Source organism: Salinibaculum rarum, assembly GCF_030505615.1.
Lineage (GTDB): Archaea > Halobacteriota > Halobacteria > Halobacteriales > Haloarculaceae > Salinibaculum > Salinibaculum rarum.
The window spans coordinates 209,256-225,515 of the sequence record NZ_CP129992.1 but is presented as its reverse complement, the minus strand read 5'-3'; the positions used below and the strand labels follow the sequence as shown (position 1 = coordinate 225,515).

Genomic DNA, 16,260 nt, shown 5'->3' with positions numbered 1-16,260 from the left:
GAACGGACCGCAGTGGTAACCATCTACAACTCCACTCCGAATCACCGACACAGACGACGTACGCATCGTGACAATTCCTCTGAAACCAGCAGACGACATCCCATCCGGGACACTCCAATCAATCGCCGAACAGTGTAGAGCAAACGATTTTCACGCGCGGTGCCAGTAGAACACTCACAACCGACACCACTCAACTCACCGCCTACTGACCGCGTAATTCAACCAACACCTGGTGAAATAACGCCCACAAACCTCGTTTCAGCACACGCTCGCTGACTAGTTTGCCGGAAACACCCCCCTCCCCCCTCATACCCCTTTCCTTCCCCCCTCCGCTCAACGACGAGACCTATCACTCATCTCTACAGCAGCGAAAAAACGACGCCATGAACAATACGAAAAACCACAGCAGCACCAACGAGAAAACCCACCCGCAGTAAGAGAGGACGAAAGCACGCAAACCCAAAATAACACCCCACCAATCAAAACACTTCTAACTCCCCAACAAACCCCAAAAACACCATTACTATGAGACACCCCGCACAGAAAAAGAACTCAAAACGCGTCGCATCCGACCCGACATACCAACGACCAAAACAACCCCCAATGACCAAACCGCAACAAACCCACCACACCAAACACCACCCCCAACCACACCACACCGTACCCCACACACAACCAAACCTCTACCCCCCATCCACCCACCACCTATCACCTACCAACCACCACCCACGACCCGCCACTACCACCCTCCGCAAACGGCTCCAATGCCCTCACTCAGAGGCGTATATTGTCGTTCCTCGCCGAGGTATGGAATAACGGTTCAATGAGGAGATGTCTGTTTCGGCCAGTTTGCTTTGTTTGGGTTAGTGAACCGGTACGTAATTGGAAATCCAGCTCTGGTCAGACTAGTCAAATGATTGGCTGAAACTGGTGTAGATACATTGAACTAGGTGTGAATTCGATTTTCTGGCCGAACGGTTTGGTTTTGTTATCAGAGAAGTTTTGGGTGTTTACAGGCGCTCGGGGCGAATGCCCTGGGGCTTGACCCCGAGGCGATTCACGGTTGCAGAACTGTGTTGAAGACAAAGTATGAAGGCTGGATTCTGCTCGAGTACGTTCAACCCACTGAGCAGAGCCTACCTTAGCAGATGACGCTGAGAGATCGGCCTGGAATCTCACTGCCGATTGATAACCGGTATGTCTCTGTAGAGAAGCCGCGTCGTGGTTGGGCTATGCTCGGTGGCCTGTGAGATATTTGACCCTCTCCGGTTACGATGCGGAGAATGTCACTGGCTAGTCCGCTCCGGGAAACTCATTAGGGGCCGCAAAATAAGTACATCTATGAGTAACCGGTCGCCCACTGACACGTCCGCGGTCGTTGCCGTCTGGCGGAGGTTCTTATTGGCAGTATCACATGCGGAGCAGTCGTGGGTGATGACCCGTTTCCGGCGCGCCGGATCGTATCTCCAGCGTGCGGTCCACTCATCGGGATTAGCGACTCTCGGCAGACGACTCGCTAACTGGACACGACATTCGTTCCTGTATCGCTGGCTGACGGCCGAACCTGATCCGGAGGTGATTGTCATCGACTTGCGCGAGACGTACACCGTTGGCCCGATTCTCGCGCTTCTTGACCGGCTTATCACGCCCCTGGTCAATGCCTGGCAGACTGCCGGTACGGGCTCGCTCGCACAGACGCTTACCGACGCACTCCGTGCACATCCGATTCGAACCGTCTCACTCGTCGCGGTCAGTGCGCTCCTGACTGAAATCGCCGTCTCACTTACCATGGGGACACTCTCATCAACAGCATTCGGTCTCCGACTGCTCGTTCTTGTTATCGCGGCACTTGGGACTCGTATTCGCCTCTCGTGGGAGCAGTGTACTGAATCGGTAACGTATCGGTATCTCGTTGCTGCACTCGAACCACCAGAGCCACCGGAATCGAACAAATCAGACAGTGATTCAGAACGTTAAGGCCGCTGTCAGCGTGGTCATCAGTGGTATTCGAGGTAATGCAATACTGTTCCACCGCAGGGTGACTTAATATTGCGCCGAAAAACCGTATACCATGGACCTCGAAGCAGAGAGTATCTATCGGCATCAAGAAGAGGGGGAGGTGCTAGTCTTGGGGATTGATCGCCAATACGAATCGTACGACACGGCGGCAGACGAGGGTGTAACAACTGGGATAGTCGTCCGGTATGCTCGGGAGTGGGATGGCTACGGCGCGATGCCGGGTGCTGCCACCGCGGCGCCGCTCTATGAGTTCGTTGCAGCGACAGGCGAGAAAATCCGCGAGTTCGAGCGGATCACGATGACTGACGAGTGATCACGCGATATTTTGCTTCGACAGAGTCGTTAGCGAGGGCGTTTCGACTACCGGGAATTCTGACGGTACAACGATACTGAGTTCCACCGCTACAATCTGTCCTCTGAGTATCGCTCGTCCAACCCCTCTTAGTCGCAGTTTTGATAGAACAGCGCGACCCGTTGTTCGGCCGCCATATCGAGCCACTGCCACGGAGATATAAGACGGTAACGCTCGTCTATGCCAACAACCTCTCCGCTCTCGTCGATTTGTGGACCGCTTGCGTAGGCACTATCGTGAATCTCTACCACCTGAATCCAGCGGATTCCCTCCTGATTCTGTGCGAGGCCATCCGGTGCGGGCACGTCCTCAAACTCGAAGGGGAACCACGACTTGATTTCCGCCCACGGCGCTCGTGGGTCGTACTCGGCAGGTGTCCCCCAAGCGTCCGGGAGTCGCGGGTCTGCCGGTGGGTCCAACGGAACGAGCGTGCCTTCCATTTCGGGGTGTTTCATGAGTTTACCGTCGGTCTGGTGGCGAACAATCGTTCCCGATTCTCGGGGTATGAAGACCGCGAAATCGAACTGCTTCCGGAACCAGATGACGAGCAATTGGTCTTTGCGTTCCGCTGGAATCGACGGCGACAGCTTTGCGTCAGCATTTAGCAGCACATCGTATCCGATGTCCTTCCAGTAGGTATCTGGTGGTCTGAAACCGTACCGCTCCTCGAATGCTGCCACCTGCGCGTTTGTGTCTGCTCGTGGTCCTGTCGTCCACTCTGTTTGGTCGCCAGTCACTGGTCTGAGTGGTCCACGGACTCAATGCCGTGAACCTCGGTCAGTCGGTCGACGATGGCTGTACTGTCGCTCGTTCGAATCGTTACAGCGACGGTCACGATTGTCGCCGAGAGGCGCGGTTCCATGCCACGGAGGCCGTCGATGGTCACCTCCGTGACACCGTCGGCCCGTACGATACGTCGTTCGGTGGCGGTCACAACGTCGGCCCCCGAGTCACGTGGGACTCGGACGGCGACGATAGCAGTCGCTGTCGATTCGGTTTTGTCAGTTGTGAGTTTCATACTACTACCTCCGTTGTGGAACGCCGCCGCGGACAGACCACGGGCGACGCTCCGATACACGAGAGACGATTCGAACATCGGGAGAGCAAGCTCTCCCGAGCTCACGGCGCTGCGTCGTGAACGTCTGTCACGGCCACGGCATGCGTGATACTCAGACTACACTGCTTGCGTTCCGAGAAGATCAGCAATATTTGAGCATGAGATGTGTTGTCAGGTCGAACAGTTCGCGGTTGGACTCGAATTCATCCACGCCTGTCACTCTTCGGGGTCGGCTAACGAGACCGTCTTAGGGTCACCCTCCCAGTCTTCGACGATGTCGTCTGCTTCCAAGACGTTCGTCTGCTCGTCGCGACGGTTTCCATCTCTGCAGTCCTTGACCGATGTGAACAGCGCGTCATCGGGAGTGACGATAGCTTGCTCTCTCAACCAGACTTTCATCGCTTCTTGTATTGCCTGTTGAATCGAGAGTCCTCGTTGCTCTACGATCTCTTGGAGTCGCTCGTAGTCCTCTTCAGGAATATCGGTCTGAATACGGGGCATCGGTTTCGTTACGACTCAATATCGACTCGGTAGGTAAGTATTCTTCAGCGTCCGTTGTGCTGGTCTGGTTTAATTACAGTGTCTCTCATCGAACCCGCTCGAACCGTTCGAGTTGGCCGTGCGTGAACGTCACTTCGTAGGTGACGACCGGGTCAACACTCTCAAACGAGGACGTGATCTGGAAGCGACCGTGGAAGTCGTCGCGTTCGATCCAGCCGTCGTGGACCGTTCGGAGGCAACCGGCCATGTATAGCGGGTCGTCTTCGTCGACATCGTCACGGCTTGCGTACTCGCGGTCTTCCGGTGGGACCTCCTCGGAGTGCCACTCCTCTTTCAGGAGTCGGCCACTGGCGGTGATCCGGAACGTCCCCATTTCCGGTCTGTCGATGCCTTTCGTCTGCCACGCAACCTCGTCGGCTGGCGGCACGCCGTCGGGGTACTCGGGCAGGCGAACGTCGTCGTACAGTTTGACTGTGTCAAACAGTCCCATTTTTCTCACCTCAATTGGCGGAACACGATTCGAACGTGCGCTCTCGCCGTCGTCAGCGGCGCGTCCACTCCACTGGACTGCCCGCCATTGCGGGACCAGGGGTCGAACCTGGGCTTCGGGGTTATGAGCCCCGCGGGCTGGACCGCTACCCTATCCCGCAGCGATGTTGGTGGTGTGTCTGTGCCTTTCCGTGCGCACCCGGCATCAGACCCTCTCGGTCATGACTGCCGGTCACGCACTGGGCGTCCTTCGGGGTGTCCCGGGAATGCCACACCGGCTCATGCAGGTTACAGGCCCTTCCGGGTTCAGTAGTGCCGGTGGAATCGGCGTACACCGACAGTCGTTGCCTGCCTCGATGGGCATCCCTCGTAATTGTCTGCCAGTCGCTCACCGTGTGTTCGGCACACACCGCACTGTACGCTCGCGCTCAAGCGTGAGCAGGAACCAGTATACCGCGAACAACACGCCAGCGGCCCGACCAGAACTGACCGGAACCGTCGCTGTGTGGTTGCAGGCGGCAGGCCCGTGTTCCCCAGTCCCGGGCGGGTAGTCCGCGTGGGGGCCGAGTTATGCGGGCAAAGGTGTCCGGACAAGGCCGGGTTGGTTCGGACCGTTGGATTCGAAACCAGCGTCGGTCCAGCGGTCGACCATGGATTCCGCACGGTGGTACCGTAAGCCCTCGCCGAACACGCGACTTGTGGCGAAGCAAAGAGCGTGCCGTGGCGTGTGGCGAGTGCGGTTCATCGTGCGGGAGCACCTCGTTGCGAGTGTATCCTGTGAAGACTTCGATTTGGTATCAACGTGGCAATTGTATTAAGTCTGCTTGAGGTGTGTGACCTGTAGCCGTGGGCCGTCCGGCAGCCAGTCTCATCGTCTCGCTCGAAATTCATCTACATCGGCCATCTGCGGACACCAGTTCCACTGTGTCTCCAGAAACGAAGTAAAAATACCAATCCACAGTCATTATTTGAATTTCGAGAGGTGAAATTAACATTGTCGGGGGATTAGACCGCAGCCATTGCATCTGAGTCAACGAATTACGGGACCGTGCTCCGCGCAGCGAGAGTCGGGGAAGCCAACTTGTTGCGCATCGTAGCTGCTAAAGAAGTGTGACTATCGACGAAGCGACCATCCACGAATTGTGTACCAATGTTGTCTTTGAGCGCGGACAAACGTATCGCGAAGAGGGGCGTATCCGTCAGCTCGACCGCTTCGGCAAGACTGTCACGGCTCGCGTGCAGGGCACCGAACTGTACGAGACGCGCGTCCATCTCGACAGCGACGAGTTCGACCCACACTGTACCTGCCCCTACAGCGGTCCCGGTGAGTGTAAACACGTCGTCGCGGTCCTGCTGGCTGTTGCCGACGAGATGCCTGACGACGAGAGCAAGCGCATCGACGACCTACTGGCGGACATCTCAACCGAGAATCTCCGTACGTTCGTCTCCGAGGAACTCACACGCGACCCGGAGATGCGCGAGCGTTTCCTCGCGGAATTCGGCGATGAACCCACGGTCACACCCGGGGAGTATCGGCAGGAGGTCGACCGTCTCTTCGACCAGCACACACAGGAGTACCCAGTCGTCACCGGCGCTATCGACTTCTCACACCTCACTGACCTCGCCGAGCGCTATCGTGAGAACGACAACTACGAACAAGCGGCCGCGGTCTACCGTGGTCTCTCTGAAGGTATCGCCGAGCACATGAACATCGTCGACGGGGCCTACGACCACTACTCCCAGACGTTCCAGTCCGCACTCGATGGGTACGTTGAGTGTATCTCTACGGCTGACCTAAACGAGGCGACAGTCGAAGAGCACGCCGAGTACCTCGAAACACGAGTGGACGAAGCAGTCGACTATCTCGCACGGCGGTACGAGAAAGCACTTGACGACCTCGAATCCGGAGAGTAACCGACAGAAAGCACTTATCACGAGCCGCAAAGTGGCAGGGCGATGCGTCGTCAGCCGTTGGTCGGTAAACCACGCCACCGCTGTGCTGTCCGCGCGACCGCCCGCCTAGGGCCGTAGCGGGCGGCATTTTGGTGGTGTGGTGATACTATAAATGAGGCAGAACTGCTCCGGCGTGAACTCCGCGCCGCTCGTAAGGAACTGGTCCGCAAACGCTCCCAGACGTCCGACGACCCGGACATGGAGAGTCAATTGCCGCTGATGCCCGACTGCGACGAGGAGTTCCTGCGCCTCGCGCTGATGAGCATCGACGAACTCGAAGCGCACGTCGCCCGTCTTGAGCGCGACTTGAGCGACATTGAGAACGGGTTCGACATCCCTCCCGATGCGGAGTGACTGTACCCGGACGTCGGAGTGCGTTTGTGTCTACGACGGTTTTCAGTGACTCCTGTCATTCGCTGTCATCACTATGAGCGTCTGTTTCGGTGTTTCTCTCTGCTGTCCATGTCGGTACTTTACCGTGGTAAAACGCTTCGTCGAAAGGTAGAGCGACATTCTTGCCCGACGGTAGCGGCGGGTCGCGGTCGACGGTGTTTTTGAGAAGTCTCATTCGCATCGCCTGTTCAGTGCCTATGACGGCTGCGACGGTAGCGAAATCTAATCTTCCGGCATAGTAGGCGTCTCTGATGAGGGGAGTGAGCGCGTCTGAAGCGGCCTGTGTTTTGTCCCCGGTCATGACTCGTATGTGGGTCATATGCATGATTAAGTGTTTCTCACCGCCGGTGGTGGTGGGTACAAGCCCCCACCTACGAGCCTCATTTAAGCGTGCTAACACACCTCAAAAACAGTTCTTGTCATGCGGGGATCAGCCATGCCCGTGAAGGTCTACCCGAAGATCCCACGCTATGACCATCCGGTGGTGCCGGAGGACTACTTCGAGACCGACGACCTCGTCCTCGTTGAGAAGTTCGACGGGAGTTCGTTCCGGTTCACACTCTACGACGAGCGCTACGCGGACGCCTATCCGAATCTGGTCACCGAACACGCAGACGGCGACGGGAGTCTCGTCTTCGGGACGCGCAAGAGCATCCGTGGCTCTCATCGGGACGACCTCTCGGAAATCGACGGCGCACTCCATCGTGCTGTGCGCTGTCTCCGCGAGGGCGTCGATACCGAGTCGCTCCGGACTCTCCATAACGAGTACGGCTGTCCGCTCGTCGTGTATGCCGAGAATATGGTCTACTCGACGCTTGATTACGGCTACACCGAGCGCGCGATTCCGGCGCTGATCGGCTTCGATGTGCTCCCGTGCGACGCTATCGAGCACATCAATCCCCACGGCAACCCCTACGAGGAGACCCACGCGGGGTTTCTCGATATCGACGCCGTGCAAACCATCCTCGACCGTATTCGGCTCGCTGACGCGCCACGAGAGCACGCCCTCGTCCCGGCGACGATACTTGAGCAGCCCGGGAGCACGTTCGACCCGAAGAACTACGAGTTCCCCACCTCGTCACTGGCTGACGAGACCCGCGTTGAGGGTGTCATCGTTCGCAGTGACAGCCGTGAGCGGCGCGTGAAAGTGGTCCGGGAGGCCTTCGAGGAACTGAACCGCGAGCAGTTCGGTACCCGTCCCGAGGAAGCCAACTCCGGCGCGGCGTACGTCGTCGCTACGTACTGCACGCCCGGACGCATCCGCAAGCAGGTGCGCGAAATGGTCATCGAGGAGAACCGCGAGTTCGGCCTCCACCTGAACGACGACCTCCACGAGCGCGTCGTCGAAGATATCTGGGCCGAGAACTGGCAGGAGCTAATGGGGCTCGACAGGTCGTTCACGCCCAGCGAGATGTATCCGCTCGTCGCCAAGCGGTGTATCACTGAACTCCGGAAGATGGAGACGAACGCCGAACTGAACGACGCAGACCCAACCGACATCTGGCGGCACCTGTCCTAATCGTGGCGGAATGTCGCTGTCGATTAACCGTCTCGGCTATTTTTTTGCTTTCAGATTGTGGACGACATCGAGCCAGTCGATCATATTTGCGGTCGGTTCGATTGACTCGGCTATCGCTTCGGCCGATTTGTACGCCATCGGTGCCTCATCAAGCACTGACTCGACGACGGACTCGGAGTAGATACCGTCCATTGCTTGCTCGAAGGCTTCGATAGACGCCGTTTCGTGGGCTTCACGGCGGCTCATCACGCGGCCAGCGCCGTGGGGTGCGGTCTGGTGAAAGGCGTCGTTGCCCTTCCCGCGTGCGAGTATCGACCCCTCGGCCATGTTGAAGGGGACGACCAGTCGCTGGCCATCGCGGGCTGGTGTCGCACCTTTCCGGATGGTCAGGTCGCGGAAGTCGATGTAGTTGTGAATCGACTGGAAGCGCTCGACTGGGTCGATGCCGAGTGCCTCGCAGATGGCATCGCTCATCAATTCGCGGTTCCAGCGGGCGTACTGCTGGGCGAACAGCATATCGACGTAGTAGCCGTGGGCCTCCTGCCCTTCGAGCCAGTCGAGGTCCTCGTTGCGGTCCCCGATCGCTTTCCGCGGACGTGAGAGCTGCTGGAACACTTCGTCGACAGTCTCGTCGTCGAAATCAGCGCGAATCTGCGCTTTTCGGAGGTGTGACTCTCCCTTGCCACCGGTGACCCACGCAAAGAGGTCGTCGTCGCTCACGCGCTCGGGGTCGAATTTCAGGTATTCGTGGTACTCCGCAGGAAGCGCGTCACGGAGAGCGTCGGCCTCGCGGTACTGAGTGGCTTTCTGTTGCCAGTACTCGGCGACGGATTTCCCGAGATAGCGAGAGCCGCTGTGGATGACCAGCCAGTACGCACCCGAGTCGCGGGCCTGTGCGAACTCGACGAAGTGGTTCCCGCCGCCGAGCGTGCCCGCGCTCTTGATGACGTGACCCATCCCCTGGCGCTGCCCGGCGAGCACGCGCTTACAGAGTGATTTGAAGTATTCGCCGTCGTAGCCGTCGAAGTCAAACTCGAGCGGGTCGATGGCATGGCCGAACCGTTCCTCGTAGGCGGCCGCAAAGTGCTCGAAGACAGTGTTCGCACGCTCGAAGGGAAACTCATCGACGAGATGGGGTGCATCGTCGTAGTCGTGAACCGCACGCCCCATCGGGACAGCCTCGCGGACGCGCTGCTCGCGCTCGGAATTCGCAAGCGGGAGTTCGGCACCCAGGTTGGTCGCAGCCATCCCGCAGCCGACGTCGACGCCGACGATATTCGGGACGACACGGTCGGAAAGTGGCATGGTAAAGCCAATCGGCGCGCCCGCTCCTGGATGCGTGTCCGGCATCATCCGCACCGGCTCGGTGAAGGCCGGGTGGTCGATGAGCTCCTGAATCTGGTTGAGGCAGTCGTCTTCGACGAGTGTCTCGTCGTCGACCAGTACGCGTGCGGTCGTGTGCTCGCCGGTCAGTTCGATCGCCATACGGTGCCAGATAGCGAGGGGAAGGTTTTCAGGTTGTTTGAGGTGTGATAGCAAAGAGGACGACGTGACGGCGACGGTACTAGCGCCGCTACTCAACAGTCACACTCTTGGCCAGATTCCGCGGCTTGTCGATCGACCGCCCCAGCCGATTCGCCACGTGATAAGACACCAGCTGCAGTTGGACGTTTGCCAGCACGCTCGCTGCACGCGGGTGCGTCTCGGGCACTTTCAGGACGTGGTCGGCGTACCGCTCGACGTCTGAAGTACCGTCGGTCACAGCCACGACGGGTGCGTCGCGCGCTTCTACCTCTTTGACGTTTCCGATGGTCTTGCGGGCGGACTCCCCGTCACCGGTCACAATCGCGAACACCGGCGTGTCCGCAGTCACCAGCGCCAGCGGGCCGTGTTTCAACTCCCCGGCAGCGAACCCTTCGGCGTGCTTGTAGCTAATCTCCTTCATCTTCAGCGCCCCCTCCAGCGCAACGGGGTAGTGGTAGCCCCGGCCGATGAAGAAGTACGCCGACGAATCCTCGTAGGTCTCGGCGACGGCAGCAGCGTTCGAATCGTCCAGCAGCGCCTGCACGTCACCGGGCAGGTCACGCAATGCGGGGACGATGTCGCGTGCGTTGCCACCGGCCATCCCCAACACGAGCAGGTTCAGCGCGGCCAGCTGGGAGGCAAAGGTCTTCGTCGCGGCGACGCCGATTTCCGGGCCGGCGCGGATGTAGAAGACGTGGTCGCACTCGCGGGCGGCTGTCGACCCCACAGTGTTCGTCACGGCCATCGTTCGTGCACCCCGCCGGTGTGCCTCCCGTAGCGCCGAGAGCGTGTCGGCCGTCTCGCCGCTCTGGGTCACCCCGATGACGAGCGAGTCGCCGATTGGCGGGGGTGAGCTCGCGTACTCGCTGGCGAGAAACGCCTGGGCGGGGATGCCGGCCTGCTGGAACAGTTGCGCACCGTACAGCGCAGCATGGTAAGAGGTCCCGCAGGCGACGAACTGGACGCCTGGCGGCGAGAGGTCGCCGAGGTCCTCGATGTCGACTTCGCCGGCGAGTTCGTCGACGCGGCCACGCAGACACTGCCGGAGTGCGCGGGGTTGCTCGTGAATCTCTTTGAGCATGAAATGGTCGTAGCCACTCTTGCCAGCATCCTCGGGGTCCCAGTCGACAGTGTCGACGGTCTTTTCGACGACCTCGCCGTCCCCATCGGTGACAGTCCAGCCCTCGCTGTCCAGTCGCGCGAACTCACCGTCGGCCAGATAGATGACTTGGTCGGTAAAGTCGCGGAATGCGGGCACGTCGCTGGCGAGATAATAGGCGTCCTCATCGAGTCCCAGCACCAGCGGTGAGTCGTGGCGCGCCGCGAAGATGGTGTCCTCGCCGGCCATTACTGCTGCAATCGCGAAGCTTCCCTCGACGCGGGAGAGCGCCTCTCGGAAGGCGGCCTCGGGGTCGAGTCCCGCATCGAGTGCGTCCTCGATGAGGTGGGGGACGACTTCGGTGTCGGTGTCGCTGCGGAAGGTGTGGCCGCTGGTCGAGAGTTCGTCGCGCAGCGCCTGGTAGTTCTCGATGATGCCGTTGTGGACGACGGCCACGTCGCCGGTACAGTCCTGGTGTGGGTGAGCGTTTTCGTCGGTCGGCGGGCCGTGGGTCGACCAGCGAGTGTGGCCGACGCCGACCTCTCCGCTGGGCGCGTGCGTTTCGAGTGCACTGCGCAATTCGTCGATTTCGCCGGCACGCTTCGTGATGTCCACGTTTTGCCCGGTGCCAGTCAGCGCGACGCCTGCCGAATCGTAGCCCCGATACTCCAGTTTCGAGAGGCCGTGGACGAGCGTCTCCAGCGTCTCGCCGTCGCGGCCGACACAGCCGATGATGCCACACATCAGCGGAACACCTCCGAACCTTCGGGGATGGTCCCACGGACGTGTGCGCCGGTTCCGAGCGTGACGTTCGGGCCGACGAGCGTCCCGGGTTCGACGCTCACGTCGCCGCGAGCGCGCGTCCGGTCTCCGAGGACGGCACCGAGTCGCTGGTCTTCGAAGACCGTCTGGTTGACGCGCACGTCGCTCGGGCCGCCCGGAATTGTCGTCGAAACGCCCAGATGAACGTCCTGGCCGATGACGGCATCACGGAGCGTCGACCCCGCATCGACGCGAGCGTCCGAATCCAACACCGTCCGCTCGGCGGTGACATTTGGCCCAATGGTCACGTTCCGGCCAAGTGCGACGTTCGGACCGATGACCGCACCTGGGGCGACTTCACAGTCGGGACCGACGACGACCGGGCCACGCAACGTCGCGTCGTCGTGGACGCTGGCGTCGGCGTCGACCCAGATACTCTCGCGGCGTTGTGGTTCACTGATGCGTCCGCGGGCAAGCACTTCCGAGGCGACCTGCAGGAGGTCCCAGGGGTAGGTGGCGTCGACCCAGAGCCCACCGATGCGGACGCCCCGCACCCGTTTTTCGTCGATGAGGCCGGCGATAGTGTCGGTGAGTGCGAGTTCGCCCGCCTCGCGTTCTGTCTCGTTGATCGCGTCGAAAATCGTCGGTTCGAAGGCGTAGATGCCGCCGTTGATGAGTCGGTAGGTGTCGCTGTCGGGTTTCTCGACGATTTCGTCGATGTCGCGGTCGTGGAGGGTGACCGCACCGTAGCGGCTGGCGTCGGGCCGTTCGAGGACGGCGAGTGCGGCTGGCGCGGTGTCGTTTTCGAAGGCGTCGACGACCGACTCGACAGCGGCAGCCTCGATGATACGGTCGCCGTTGACGACGAGGTGTGCGCTGTCGACTGTCTCGCGGGCCTGGAGGAGGGCGTGGCCGCTGCCCAGTTGTTTGCGCTGGACGACGTAGTCGATGGGAACCGAGCGATAGGAGGGACCGAAGTGTTCCTGGACGCGCTCGCGGCGGTAGCCGACGACGAGGACGATGCGCTCTATCCCGGCGTCGACGAGTGCATCGAGGACGTGTTCGAGGATAGGGCGGTTCGCCGCTGGCAACATCGGCTTGGGACGATTGCGCGTCAGCGGGCGCAGGCGTGTCCCCTCACCGGCCGCCAGCACGACCGCAGTCTGAACGCTCATATCGGGTGGTGGCGGCCGGGGAATTTCAACGTTCTGGGAACTGCAACGTTCGCGGCCGGCGGTCAGTGCCAGATGTCGTCGATTCGCCCCTCGATTTCTTCGAGTACGAGTGCCAGCACTTCCCGGTAGTCGTCGGGCCACGACGCATCCTCACCGGGCGTTTCGGCGTTCGGTGGCGGATGAAAGTGGTCGCGCGAGTTGTGGGGGTTGGGGTGGCTATCCCATCGGCACTGCCAGTCGTCGCCGCGAACCTCCCGGTAGTGGATTTTGAAATCGTCGTTCGTGTACCACCGAACGGACAGCACTGCTCGCTCAACGGCCGTCGGGTAGTACGCATCCGACAGGACAGTCCGTAACTCCAGATGGCCGTCCTCGTCGGTAATTCTCGCCGCCGAAACCTGTGTCGTCCCCAGCAGTCGCTCCCGAAGCAGTTCCAGCACTGGTCGGTCGATTGGGGCGGGACTGCCGCCGTCGTCGGCAGGGACCATCGGCTAGCCGGACGCCCGCCCACTCGCTCCGGTTCGTTGCTGGCGCGCCTGCTCGTGGAGTTGACGCTCCCGACGCACCGTTTCCCAGTCTCCGAGGTCACTGTACACGTCGTCTATCGTCCGGTCGTCCGAGCTATTCGCGGTGGCAAGTGCATCTACGTCACTCGGCGTCTCTGCGTCGTATCGCTGCTGGTATTGCTCGATTGTGGTTGTGAGGTCGTTCACCTGCTGAATCAGCTCGTCGGCGGTGTATTCTGTGGCCAACTGATTGATTCGCCGCCACTCGAAGTACGCATCGTTGCGCTCGTACGTTGTCGGGTGGCCGTCGTGTTCCGTGACAATGCCCAACTCGGCGAACCATCGCAGGTACTTCCGTGCAGTCTTCGGGTCACACTCAACGTCTTCCGCGATGGCACCCGCGGTTCGTGGACTTCGCGTCTGGAGCACAGTCGCGTAGAGTTGCTGTTCGACATCACCGCTGCTGAACGGGTCGTCGAACGGGGGCGGACTGTCTGATGTATCAGTCCCGGGCATAATCACCGATACGGCTTTAACTCATATAATTCCTTTCTAAAAGAATAATATCTTTTAACCGATCCGAGAGTGGTAAGTTGACTCCAGATGAGTGCCCGGCCGGCGACCACCCGGAAAAGTTACTATTGCCGTGCAGTCGCGACGACGGCCTGCCCGTACGCGATACCACCGTCGCCCGGCGGTATTCGCTCGGGTACGAGATAGTCCAGCCCACGCTCTTCGACGACGTGGCGCAACTGCTCCGAGATAGCCTCGTTGTACGCGACGCCGCCAGTGAATCCAACGATGTCGACACCACGCTCGCGGGCTGCATCCACACTCAACTGCCCGAGCCCGCGTGCGAGCGCGTCCTGGGCCGTAGCCGCTACGTCCGCCGGCGGCGCGTCGAGTTCCGCCAGTGACTGCAGCAATTCGTCGACGGCGACTACGGTCGTGCCCTCCCGGTCGGTCATCGGCACCGACAGCTCACGGGGCGTGCCACTCGCCGCGAGCGTCTCCAGCCGCTGTGCGGGTTCGCCCTCGTAGTCGCGCCGGTCACACGCGCCGACCAGTGCAGCAACGGCATCGAGGAATCGCCCCGCGCTCGTCGTCGCTGGCGTGTTCACGCCGGCGCGTGCCTGCTCCCGGACGAGTTCGGCGTCGGATTTGGAGTCGACTGCGCCGGTGGCTACCAGTCGCTCGTCGACGACATCTGCATCATCGAGGAGCGTCGCCAGTGTCCGCGCCGGATACCAGACTGCCGTTTCCCCGCCCGGGAGACCAAAGGTGTCGAGGCCGCCGACTCGCTCGAAGTCTGCGAGCGTCGCATCGAGGACCTCACCACCCCAGACGGTCCCGTCGGGACCGTAGCCAGTCCCGTCGGCTGCGACGACTATCGCCCGCTCGACGCCGTGTTCCGCACACAGTCCGGCGGCGTGGGCGTGGTGGTGCTGGACTGTGACGGGACCGTCGAGTCCCTCCTCGGCGTACCGTTCCGCTTCGGCGCTCGTCGAGAAATCGGGATGCTGGTCGCAGGCGACGACGGCCGGGCCGATTCCAGTCAGGTCCGTCAGGTGTGAGATAGCCTGGCGATGGAATTTTAGGGTCGATGGGTCGTCCACGTCGCCGATGTGCTGTGAGAGTACGACCCCGTCGCCGTCGGCGATGGCCGCCGTCACGTCCCGTTCCGGACCGAGCGCGAGCACTGGCTGGTTCCCGTTGTCTGCCGCAGGATTCGGGAGTGAGGCCGGCGTCCAGCCTCGCGAGCGGCGGACAAAGCGGCGGTCGCCGTCTACGACGCGGACGACGCTGTCGTCACAGCGGGCGACGATGTCGCGGTCGTGAACGAGCGCGCCGTCGACCACGCTGTCGAGTCGCTCCCGGATACCGCCGACTGTTGTCACCATCGGCTCGCCGGGCCTGTTGGCGCTGGTCATCACGAGCGACCCGTCGACGCCGTCGAACAGGAGGTGGTGGAGCCCGGCGTAGGGGAGCATGACGCCGACGGTGTGCACGCCGGGCGCGACAGCATTGAGCCAGTCCGTGTCGCCTCGGTCGGCCAGCACGATAGGGCGGCGAACGTCCGTCAGTGCGTCCCGGTCACCGTCCCCGAGGTCAGCAAAGGACTCGACGCTGTCCAGCGATGGTGCCATCACCGCGAACGGTTTGTTCGGGCGTCCAATTCGCTCACGCAGGCGCTCGACGACGGCCGGTCTCGTCGCGTCACAGACGATGTGTGTCCCGCCGATGCCTCGAATGGCGAGGATGTCACCATCGGCGAGCTGGTCACTCGCCTGCCGGATGGCGGTCCGACCCTCGGAACGTGTCTCCCCGTCCATCTCGAACCGGAGCGTCGGGCCACACTCGGCACAGGCGACCGTCTGTGCGTGATAGCGCCGGTCAGTCGGCGTCTCGTAGCGCGCTCGACACTCCTCGCAGAGCGGATATTCGTCCATCGCGGTACGTGGACGGTCGTAGGGTACGTCACGCACCACGGTAAACCGGGGCCCGCAGTCGACGCAGGCGGTCGCCCAGTAGTCGTGGTAGTGACTCGCTGGGTCGCGGATGTCGTCGAGACACTGCTCACAGATGCCAGTATCCGGCGGGACCGGGACGCCCGTCGCTCCGCTACTGCTTGATTCGCGTATCTCGAACCCGTCGAGTCCGGTGGGTTCAGTCCAGGTCCGGTCGAGCGTGTCGACCCATGCCAGCGGTGGGTTGTCGGACTCGATGGCATCGAGGACTGTCTCGATAGTTGGCTGTGGGCCTTCGAAGACGGCGTCGACTCCGTCACCGGTGTTGCGGACGTATCCGTCGAGGGAAGCGTCGACGGCGCGCCGGTAGACGAACGGCCGGAAGCCCACGCCCTGGACGACGCCGGTGACCCGCACCTCCGCACGAGTACGGTCGGGCATCG

The 16,260-nt window shown here is 61.2% G+C and carries 17 protein-coding genes and 2 tRNA genes; 6 read left to right on the top strand and 13 right to left on the bottom strand.

The window, feature by feature from the left end; translation table 11 throughout:
* Positions 1–67 precede the first annotated feature (67 nt).
* The 3 genes from QYL91_RS18165 to QYL91_RS01295 all read left to right on the top strand — a co-directional run bounded on the left by QYL91_RS18165 (position 68) and on the right by QYL91_RS01295 (position 2,332).
* Positions 68–169, top strand: a complete 102-nt coding sequence (locus QYL91_RS18165) for a type II toxin-antitoxin system HicA family toxin (protein WP_369685607.1) — start codon at positions 68–70, stop codon at positions 167–169.
* Positions 170–1,401: 1,232 nt separating this feature from the next.
* Positions 1,402–1,977: a hypothetical protein gene (locus tag QYL91_RS01300; protein ID WP_302081583.1), complete on the top strand. Its 576-nt coding sequence runs from the start codon at positions 1,402–1,404 to the stop codon at positions 1,975–1,977.
* 94 nt (positions 1,978–2,071) lie between these two features.
* On the top strand, positions 2,072–2,332 hold the full coding sequence (locus QYL91_RS01295) for a hypothetical protein (RefSeq protein WP_302081582.1): 261 nt from the start codon (positions 2,072–2,074) through the stop codon (positions 2,330–2,332).
* Between the two features lie 128 nt (positions 2,333–2,460).
* On the opposite strand, the gene QYL91_RS01290 is transcribed toward QYL91_RS01295, so the two are convergent.
* The 6 genes from QYL91_RS01290 to QYL91_RS01265 form a co-directional block, all read right to left on the bottom strand.
* A complete protein-coding gene (locus tag QYL91_RS01290; RefSeq protein ID WP_302081581.1) occupies positions 2,461–3,108 on the bottom strand; it encodes a hypothetical protein in 648 nt (215 codons plus the stop codon).
* Positions 3,105–3,389: a hypothetical protein gene (locus QYL91_RS01285; protein WP_302081580.1), complete on the bottom strand. Its 285-nt coding sequence runs from the start codon at positions 3,387–3,389 to the stop codon at positions 3,105–3,107. Before QYL91_RS01285 ends, QYL91_RS01290 begins: the two co-directional genes overlap by 4 nt.
* 255 nt (positions 3,390–3,644) lie before the next feature.
* Positions 3,645–3,929 carry a hypothetical protein gene (locus QYL91_RS01280; protein ID WP_302081579.1) on the bottom strand — a complete coding sequence of 95 codons (285 nt, stop codon included), beginning with the start codon at positions 3,927–3,929 and terminating at the stop codon, positions 3,645–3,647.
* Between the two features lie 85 nt (positions 3,930–4,014).
* Complete coding sequence (locus QYL91_RS01275; protein WP_302081578.1) at positions 4,015–4,419, bottom strand: hypothetical protein; 405 nt, start codon at positions 4,417–4,419, stop codon at positions 4,015–4,017.
* A gap of 14 nt (positions 4,420–4,433) precedes the next feature.
* A tRNA-Val gene (locus QYL91_RS01270) sits at positions 4,434–4,506 on the bottom strand.
* A tRNA-Met gene (locus tag QYL91_RS01265) sits at positions 4,507–4,579 on the bottom strand.
* Positions 4,580–5,528: 949 nt separating this feature from the next.
* Here QYL91_RS01265 and QYL91_RS01260 point away from each other — a divergent pair.
* Entirely contained in the window at positions 5,529–6,332 is an 804-nt protein-coding gene (locus QYL91_RS01260) for an SWIM zinc finger family protein (protein WP_302081577.1), read from the top strand.
* Positions 6,333–6,569: 237 nt separating this feature from the next.
* Positions 6,570–6,725: a hypothetical protein gene (locus tag QYL91_RS01255; protein WP_302081576.1), complete on the top strand. Its 156-nt coding sequence runs from the start codon at positions 6,570–6,572 to the stop codon at positions 6,723–6,725.
* A 55-nt stretch (positions 6,726–6,780) separates the two neighbouring features.
* On the opposite strand, the gene QYL91_RS01250 is transcribed toward QYL91_RS01255, so the two are convergent.
* Positions 6,781–7,065, bottom strand: a complete 285-nt coding sequence (locus tag QYL91_RS01250) for a hypothetical protein (RefSeq protein WP_302081575.1) — start codon at positions 7,063–7,065, stop codon at positions 6,781–6,783.
* 141 nt (positions 7,066–7,206) lie between these two features.
* Between QYL91_RS01250 and QYL91_RS01245 the strand changes: the two genes are divergently transcribed.
* On the top strand, positions 7,207–8,283 hold the full coding sequence (locus QYL91_RS01245; protein ID WP_369685635.1) for an RNA ligase family protein: 1,077 nt from the start codon (positions 7,207–7,209) through the stop codon (positions 8,281–8,283).
* A 36-nt stretch (positions 8,284–8,319) separates the two neighbouring features.
* Here QYL91_RS01245 and QYL91_RS01240 read toward each other — a convergent pair whose 3' ends face one another.
* The 6 genes from QYL91_RS01240 to hypF form a co-directional block, all read right to left on the bottom strand.
* Positions 8,320–9,768, bottom strand: a complete 1,449-nt coding sequence (locus tag QYL91_RS01240) for an RtcB family protein (protein WP_302081573.1) — start codon at positions 9,766–9,768, stop codon at positions 8,320–8,322.
* 88 nt (positions 9,769–9,856) lie between these two features.
* Positions 9,857–11,650 carry a glutamine--fructose-6-phosphate transaminase (isomerizing) gene (glmS, locus tag QYL91_RS01235; RefSeq protein ID WP_302081572.1) on the bottom strand — a complete coding sequence of 598 codons (1,794 nt, stop codon included), beginning with the start codon at positions 11,648–11,650 and terminating at the stop codon, positions 9,857–9,859.
* On the bottom strand, positions 11,650–12,843 hold the full coding sequence (glmU, locus tag QYL91_RS01230; protein ID WP_302081571.1) for a bifunctional sugar-1-phosphate nucleotidylyltransferase/acetyltransferase: 1,194 nt from the start codon (positions 12,841–12,843) through the stop codon (positions 11,650–11,652). Before glmU ends, glmS begins: the two co-directional genes overlap by 1 nt.
* A gap of 62 nt (positions 12,844–12,905) precedes the next feature.
* Positions 12,906–13,331 carry a toxin-antitoxin system TumE family protein gene (locus QYL91_RS01225; protein ID WP_302081570.1) on the bottom strand — a complete coding sequence of 142 codons (426 nt, stop codon included), beginning with the start codon at positions 13,329–13,331 and terminating at the stop codon, positions 12,906–12,908.
* A 3-nt stretch (positions 13,332–13,334) separates the two neighbouring features.
* A complete protein-coding gene (locus QYL91_RS01220) occupies positions 13,335–13,865 on the bottom strand; it encodes a DUF7342 family protein (RefSeq protein WP_302081569.1) in 531 nt (176 codons plus the stop codon).
* A gap of 122 nt (positions 13,866–13,987) precedes the next feature.
* Entirely contained in the window at positions 13,988–16,258 is a 2,271-nt protein-coding gene (hypF, locus tag QYL91_RS01215) for a carbamoyltransferase HypF (RefSeq protein ID WP_302081568.1), read from the bottom strand.
* Positions 16,259–16,260: the final 2 nt, after the last annotated feature.

What these genes read in the sequence shown, in the direction of transcription:
- QYL91_RS01295 (WP_302081582.1), top strand. Translation starts at nt 2,072, where the DNA reads ATGGACCTCGAAGCAGAGAGTATCTATCGGCATCAAGAAGAGGGGGAG.
- QYL91_RS01285 (WP_302081580.1), bottom strand. Translation starts at nt 3,389, where the DNA reads ATGAAACTCACAACTGACAAAACCGAATCGACAGCGACTGCTATCGTC.
- QYL91_RS01280 (WP_302081579.1), bottom strand. Translation starts at nt 3,929, where the DNA reads ATGCCCCGTATTCAGACCGATATTCCTGAAGAGGACTACGAGCGACTC.
- QYL91_RS01275 (WP_302081578.1), bottom strand. Translation starts at nt 4,419, where the DNA reads ATGGGACTGTTTGACACAGTCAAACTGTACGACGACGTTCGCCTGCCC.
- QYL91_RS01255 (WP_302081576.1), top strand. Translation starts at nt 6,570, where the DNA reads ATGGAGAGTCAATTGCCGCTGATGCCCGACTGCGACGAGGAGTTCCTG.
- QYL91_RS01250 (WP_302081575.1), bottom strand. Translation starts at nt 7,065, where the DNA reads ATGACCGGGGACAAAACACAGGCCGCTTCAGACGCGCTCACTCCCCTC.
- QYL91_RS01240 (WP_302081573.1), bottom strand. Translation starts at nt 9,768, where the DNA reads ATGGCGATCGAACTGACCGGCGAGCACACGACCGCACGCGTACTGGTC.
- glmS (WP_302081572.1), bottom strand. Translation starts at nt 11,650, where the DNA reads ATGTGTGGCATCATCGGCTGTGTCGGCCGCGACGGCGAGACGCTGGAG.
- glmU (WP_302081571.1), bottom strand. Translation starts at nt 12,843, where the DNA reads ATGAGCGTTCAGACTGCGGTCGTGCTGGCGGCCGGTGAGGGGACACGC.
- QYL91_RS01225 (WP_302081570.1), bottom strand. Translation starts at nt 13,331, where the DNA reads ATGGTCCCTGCCGACGACGGCGGCAGTCCCGCCCCAATCGACCGACCA.
- QYL91_RS01220 (WP_302081569.1), bottom strand. Translation starts at nt 13,865, where the DNA reads ATGCCCGGGACTGATACATCAGACAGTCCGCCCCCGTTCGACGACCCG.
- hypF (WP_302081568.1), bottom strand. Translation starts at nt 16,258, where the DNA reads ATGCCCGACCGTACTCGTGCGGAGGTGCGGGTCACCGGCGTCGTCCAG.